A 6214-nucleotide genomic window follows, 5' to 3' on the forward strand; every position below is an offset into this window, starting at 1 on the left:
GCGTATTCGTCGACATGGTTTTTCCGCACTGTTCATCCGTGACGCATGAATCACCGCGGACGGACGGACGGACGGACGGCGGTAGAATACTGACGTGTGGCGGTCTGCGAACGGCGGAACCCGGTGAACGGCGGCGGCCGGTGAACCGGGCGGTCGAGGAGAACAACCGCCGGCTGTTGCGGGCCCGGGACACCATGGACCGCGACTACGCGAAACCGCTCGACATCCCCACCCTGGCGGGGATCGCGTTCGTCTCGCCGGCGCATTTCATCCGGGCGTTTCGGAGCACCTTCGGGGAGACGCCGCACCGCTACCTGCAACGGCGCCGGGTCGAGCGGGCGATGGCGCTGCTGCGGGAGACCGACCGCGGCGTGACCGACATCTGTCTCGACGTCGGCTTCACCAGCCTCGGCACCTTCAGCCGGACGTTCCACGCCGTCGTCGGCGAGTCACCGTCGGCGTACCGGCGGCGGACGAGGGCGGCGCCGGCCCCGCCAGCGGTACCGACCTGTTTCGGAATGGCGTGGCTGCGGCCGAGCAGCCTCGGGGAACGACCGAGCGGTGGGGAACGACCGAGCAGTTTCGGAGAAGCGGGCCGGGGCGAAGCTCCGTAGCGTTGCCGGCATGTTCAACGCCATCACACACTCGTCCGTCTACGTCCTCGACCAGGACCAGGCCGTGGACTTCTACGTCGGCAAGCTCGGACTGGAGATCACCGCCGATGTGGATCTCGGTTTCATGCGCTGGCTGACGGTCAGCGTCCCGGGCCACCCCGAGCGCGAGATCCTGCTGGAGAAGCCCGGCCCGCCGGCCATGAGCGAGCAGACCGCCGCCCAGGTCCGCGAGCTGGTGACCAAGGGCGCGATGGGCCTCGGTTTCATCCTGCGTACCGACGACTGTCGCAGGACCTACGAGGAGCTCAGGGCCCGCGGCGTCGAGTTCACCCAGGAGCCGACCGAGCAGCCCTACGGCATCGACTGCGGGCTGCGCGACCCCTTCGGCAACCACATCCGCATCGGGCAGCCGGCCGCCCAGCCCAGCGAGATCACCGACGAGGTACGCGAGCGCTGGCTGGCGGAGACGCCGGCGGACCGCTGACACCGGATGTGACGCCAAGGGAGATCTCGCCGCGGTTACGCGGCCCGTAAGAGATCTTGTCGCGGCTGCGCGGACCGTGGGAGAGCAGGGTCACCGGGGCTCCGAGCGCCTCCCCTACCAGCCCGGGCCAGGCGGCGGCGTCCGGGACGGGCTCGAGGACGGGCCGCGCCCGCGCCAGCCGGCTGGTCAGCCGCGCCTGGCCCACCAGGTCGCCGGGCGGCCGCGGCGCCAGCCGGGTGACCGGCACACCGTCGATCTCGTAGGCACGGCAGACGGCCAGACGCCGCCGGGCGGCCGCACCGAGACGGGCGACCGCGTCGAGGCGCGCGGCCCGGTCGAGTCGGGCGGTCATGTCGATGTGCGCGGCCGAGCCGACATACACGGCCGGGCCGACGTGCGCGGCCGGGCCGAGACGGGCGGCCGAGTCGAGGTGGGTCAGCGCGATCGCGTCCACTCCGCCGATGACGTCGACGGCGTACCGGTGGGCCACCGCGTCGAAGTGGCCTACCCGGAAGGCGCCCTGCCAGGGGCCGGTGCCGTTGTGGGCGTCGGGCAGCGCGGCGGTCAGCTCCGCGTCCTCGGTGACCAGGGGGCCGGCGCCGTGCCGGGTGGTGTAGGCGCGCACCACCCCCAGCCGCAGCGCCTCCCCCGCCATCCCGGCGTCCGCGAGCAGCTTGTCCGCGTTCGCGGGGGTGGTCGTCGACCAGGTGGTGTAGGGGTGGAAGCCGTGCCACTCGTCGAGGAGCACGCCCTGGGCGCCCTCGAACACCACCGGCCCGCCGCGCAGCAGCCGGCCGACGTACCCGTCGTCCACGAGTTCGACGGCGTCGGCGAAGGCGCGGAAGGCCGCCACGCAGTCGTCGACCGCGGGCGCGGCCACGGCCGGCGGGCCCAGCTCGTCGGCCAGCCGGTCACGCAACGTGGTCAGGACGCGGCGCAGCCGGGCGGGGGCGAGGCAGTCCCCGGCCCGGGGGCTGTCCTCGGGGTGGGCCAGGGCGTAGGCGGCGGTCTCGCCGATGCCCATGCCGCACGAGCCGTGCCGGGCCGGCACCCGGGCCCGCTCGCGCGCCCGGTTCGCCGCCACGTGGTACGGGGTGGCGAGCAGGGCATCCCGGTGGACGGTCAGCCGGGCGAGCGGGCCGGGCACCCCGGCCGCCTCCAGATGGTCGGCCTCGGCGGCCAGCGCGAGCGGGTCGACGAGCATGTGGCGGGAGAGGTGGGTGGCGGTGCCCGCGGTGAACGCCCCCGAGCCGATCTGCGCGAAGGTGTGGTGCCGGCCGTCATCGGTGACCACGTTGTGGGCGGCCTGGGCACCGCCGTTGAAACGGATCACCGCGCGCACCGGCCGGCCCCGCGCGGCCGCCCGCGCGCACAGGTGGTCGACGACCGTCCCCTTGCCCGCGTCACCGAACCCGAGGTCGACGACGATGACATGGCCGGGGACACGGCCGGGGACATGACCGGGCGGGACGTGACGGTGTGACACGACGGGCCTTCCTCCCTCCAGCTGGCCGCTGGCCGGCGTCCTACAGCCGGGTGATCCCCTTCGGGCCGTCGTCGGGGCCTGGCAGACTGTCGGAGACGACCACCGCCCCGCGGTCCCGCGCGTACGCGGCGAGCGCCTTGCCGACGGCGTCGACCGGTGCGTCGCCGCCGGTCTCGTTCAGGTGCCCCAGGCCCTCGTCCAGGTCGATGGCGTCCTCGGCCAGGCCGATGGTGAGCGCGATCGTCTCGCACACGGCGTCGAGATCGTCCAGTTCGATGACGTTCTGTCCGAGCAGGGCGCGCCAGGCGGCGAGCACCTCGCTGTCCCCGGCGTGCGAGGCCCCCTGCGGGAGGATGTAGTACACCTCGTACCTGCGCTGCGCTTCGGCGACGATGTGCTCGACCGGGATGTCCTCGGCCAGCTTGTCGCCGATGACCGCGGCGACCTCCTTCCGCTTGACCCGCCGGTAGGGCATCTCGTCCCCGATGAGGAAGAGATAGCCGCGTTTGCCGCGCTTTTCGTAGCAGTCGGTCGAGGTGTGGCGGGCCATGAAGTACAGGGCCAGTTCGTAGGATTCCGTTTTCTGCCCGCCGCCACCGCCTTCGATGAAGATGTTGCCGAGATGGTCGTCCATCCGGTTGTCGGACTCGAACTGGCCGATCTGCAGGGGCACCCGGTCGCAGGTGGCGTCGCCGACCGCGCCGAAGAGAATCTGCGGGTCGTCGACGTATCCCTTGCGGATGAGCAGGCCGAGCAGGTCGGGCAGCTTGGTCTGCAGGGTGCGCGGCACCTGCCCCATCGACCCGGTCACGTCGAACAGGACGCCGATGGCCAGCGAGGTCGGGTGCTCGTCGCTGTCGCGGCTCTCGCGCGTCCCGACGCCGTGCGGGTCGAGGCCGGGGTGGGCTTTCCAGCTGTCGCGCGGGCTGCCGCTACGGACGCTGTCGCTGTAGTGGAACGCGCCGCGTCCGCTGCGCTTCCGGTAGCTCGCGGCCGCGGCGTAGACGTCGGTGGACCAGGCTCCGCTGCCCATGGGATTCCTCCGGTAGAAACGAAAAACAACGAGGACAGAAACAAGGACAAAAAAAACGAGGACGAGAACGAGAACAAGAACGGGCGAGAACAAGGACGAGGACGGACGGACGGACGGACGGACGGACGGACGGTGATATCGGACGGTCCGGTGAGACGGAACGGTGCGGTGGTGGCGACGGGTGCCGGGCTCGTTCAGGGGCACCCGCCGGTGCCGGGGGATGCGGCCGGGACGCGCAGCGGCCGGAAACGGCGCGGGCCGTAGAGCCGTTCCAGCAGCTCGTCGAACTCGCCGAGCAGACGCCAGGCGTCGCGTGGCCGGCGGGACATGGCGGGCAGTGTGCACCCGCGGGCGAACCGCAGGAGCGGGCGGGGGGCGTCGTCGCGCAGCAGGTACGTCATGCACTTCGTCGCCAGGTGGATGTCGGTGGCCGCGCCCGGCGGCTGCCGGGCCGCGACCTCCGGCGGGTACATGCCGGCGAAACGGTCCACCATCGCCGGCACATGCCCGGCCGCGCCACCCGGGCCGCCGGCAGCGCCCGGGCCGTCCGGGGCGATGACGACCGAGTAGCACCAGTCGACCAGGACCAGGCCGTGGTCGTCGGGGTGGACGAGCACATGGTCGGGCACGACGGCGCCGTGCACGACCCCGGCCCGGTGGGCGTACCCGAGGGCGACGAGCAGCCGTCGCCACATCCACGCGACGTCGCGGGCGTCGAGCCCGTCCGGGCACACGGCACGCAGCTCGGCCAGTGAGCGGAAGCCGTGGACGTGCTCGATGACGTTCACCTGGCGTAGCTCGCCGCCGGCGCCGGCGCGGTGCCGGAAGGCCTCGACGAGACGGGGGACGTAGGCGGCGAACCGTTTCTCCCCCCTGCCGGCCAGCTGCCGCAGCGCCGCGGCCTCGCGTCCCATCAGGTCGTTGTCGGCGGCCGACCGCGGGATCTTCAGCAGCGCGCCGGCCGCCGCGCCATCGCCGCCGCCGGTGCCGCCAGCGCTGCCGCCGCTGCCGCCAGTGCCGCCAGCGGTGCCGCCGGTGCCGCCGGTGCCGACAGCCGTGTACGTCGCCTCGCTCAGGGTGGCGATGTCGCCGCGGGCGTACACCCCGCCGACCGTGTAGACGTGCTTCCCGGTGACGACGACGCCCCGGCCGCCCGCCGCCCCTCCGGCGATCTCCCGCTGGTGGCGCTCCCACAGGCGGCCCAGCCGGGTGAAGGCGGCCTGGGCGTCCGGCCGCCGGTCGGCCGGGACCGTGTCGGGATGGACCATGCGGGCCAGCCGCCGGTAGGCGCGGCGGGCGGCGCGCAGGCCCGCCTCCGAAGCGTCCCCGCCCTGCCCGAACAGCGCCGACGGGCCACTGGCCCGCAGGATGAGCCGCACGGCTTCGTCGATCGTGGCCGGGATGGGCTGCGGCAGCGGGCCCGGTGCGTCCGACGGCCGGGCCGAGCCCGTGAAGCCCGCTGTCATGTGTCACGCTCCCGGGCGGGGCGCAGCAGCGCGGGGTGCAGCAGCCCGGCGGTGCCGGCGCGGTAGAGCCGGGCGCGGCGCCCGCCCCGGGCGCCGCCGCGGGCGGTGGTGGCACCGGTGTCCTCGACGAAACCGGACACGGACAGCACCTTCCGGTGGAAGTTCCCGGGATGCAGGGGCTGCCCCCACACGGCTTCGTAGACCTCGCGCAGCTCGGTGATGGTGAAGCGCTCCCCGGCGAACGCGGTCGCCAGCGGCGTGTACTCGAGTTTGGCGCGGGCCCGCTCCAGGCCGTCGGCGAGGATGCGGGCGTGGTCGAACGCCAGCCCGGGCGGGTCGGTCACGGCGGCCGCGTCGACCGGGATCCAGGCGGCCGCGCGGGCATCCCCACCGGCGGTGGGGTCGGGCAGGCCCGGCGCGAAGGCCAGGTAGGCGACGGAGACGACGCGCATGCGCGGGTCGCGTCCGGGCGTGCCGTAGGTGCCGAGCTGCTCGAGGTGAACCCGCCCCAGGTCATGCGGGACGGCGGCGGTGTCGCCCGACGCGGCGAGCCCGGTCTCCTCGGCCAGTTCGCGGACGGCGGCCTGCGGCAGGTCCTCCTCCCGCCGGGTGCCGTCCGCGGCGATGTGGGCGCGCACGAAACCGCCGGGCAGGGACCAGCGGCCCGCGTACGGCATCTCCCCGCGACGCACCAGCAGGACGTGCAGGGCACGCCTGCCCGGCGGGCCACCGGCTTCCCGCGCACGCGACTGATCACGGATCGTGAAAGCGACCACGTCGACGGTGACCGCGATCGGGTCATAGGCACGCGGGTCGTACGGGGCCGGCCCGCCCCGCTCCGCCACCGGGACCTCCCGCTCCCCCCGCACCGATGAGCCCGCGGATTCCACCACCCCCATCGACCGCTCCCCTCCGGACGCCGGCAGCCCAGTACAAGTTCTTCTCACTAAGAGAATTTCTCGATTCGAGAAGAACATATCGGACGCCGGCGCGGAGCGCAAGAGGGCAGACCGGGCAGGGGCAGGCGCCGGGGACGTGAGCCGCCGATCAGCCACGGACGAGCGGTACCGGCGGGTCTGTCGCCTGCCCGGTCAGCCGCGGACAGGCGCCCGCCGGGCGGGCCGGGCGGGC

6 protein-coding genes are annotated in these 6214 nt (G+C 73.7%); 2 read left to right on the forward strand and 4 right to left on the reverse strand.

The genetic code is table 11. The features are described 5' to 3' along the window. Positions 1 to 140: 140 nt before the first annotated feature. Both NBX02_RS17785 and NBX02_RS17790 read left to right on the forward strand, forming a co-directional pair. A complete protein-coding gene (locus NBX02_RS17785) occupies positions 141 to 614 on the forward strand; it encodes a helix-turn-helix domain-containing protein (protein ID WP_250284045.1) in 474 nt (157 codons plus the stop codon). A gap of 10 nt (positions 615 to 624) precedes the next feature. Further along, positions 625 to 1098, forward strand: coding sequence for a VOC family protein (locus tag NBX02_RS17790; protein ID WP_250292293.1), 474 nt, complete (start codon positions 625 to 627; stop codon positions 1096 to 1098). Here NBX02_RS17790 and NBX02_RS17795 read toward each other — a convergent pair. The 4 genes from NBX02_RS17795 to NBX02_RS17810 all read right to left on the reverse strand — a co-directional run bounded on the left by NBX02_RS17795 (position 1046) and on the right by NBX02_RS17810 (position 5982). Next, the gene (locus NBX02_RS17795; RefSeq protein WP_250292295.1) at positions 1046 to 2584 is read right to left on the reverse strand and encodes an adenylosuccinate synthetase; all 1539 of its coding nucleotides are present in this window, start codon (positions 2582 to 2584) and stop codon (positions 1046 to 1048) included. The genes NBX02_RS17790 and NBX02_RS17795 overlap by 53 nt on opposite strands. Positions 2585 to 2624: 40 nt before the next feature. Further along, a complete protein-coding gene (locus NBX02_RS17800; RefSeq protein WP_250292298.1) occupies positions 2625 to 3617 on the reverse strand; it encodes a hypothetical protein in 993 nt (330 codons plus the stop codon). Positions 3618 to 3811: 194 nt separating this feature from the next. Continuing rightward, the gene (locus tag NBX02_RS17805; RefSeq protein WP_250292300.1) at positions 3812 to 5083 is read right to left on the reverse strand and encodes a molecular chaperone DnaJ; all 1272 of its coding nucleotides are present in this window, start codon (positions 5081 to 5083) and stop codon (positions 3812 to 3814) included. Continuing rightward, complete coding sequence (locus NBX02_RS17810) at positions 5080 to 5982, reverse strand: NUDIX domain-containing protein (RefSeq protein WP_250292302.1); 903 nt, start codon at positions 5980 to 5982, stop codon at positions 5080 to 5082. The genes NBX02_RS17805 and NBX02_RS17810 overlap by 4 nt, the downstream gene beginning before the upstream one ends. Positions 5983 to 6214 lie beyond the last annotated feature (232 nt).

Source organism: Protofrankia sp. CiP1_Cm_nod1 (assembly GCF_920888515.1).
In the GTDB taxonomy this organism is placed as follows: domain Bacteria; phylum Actinomycetota; class Actinomycetes; order Frankiales; family Frankiaceae; genus Protofrankia.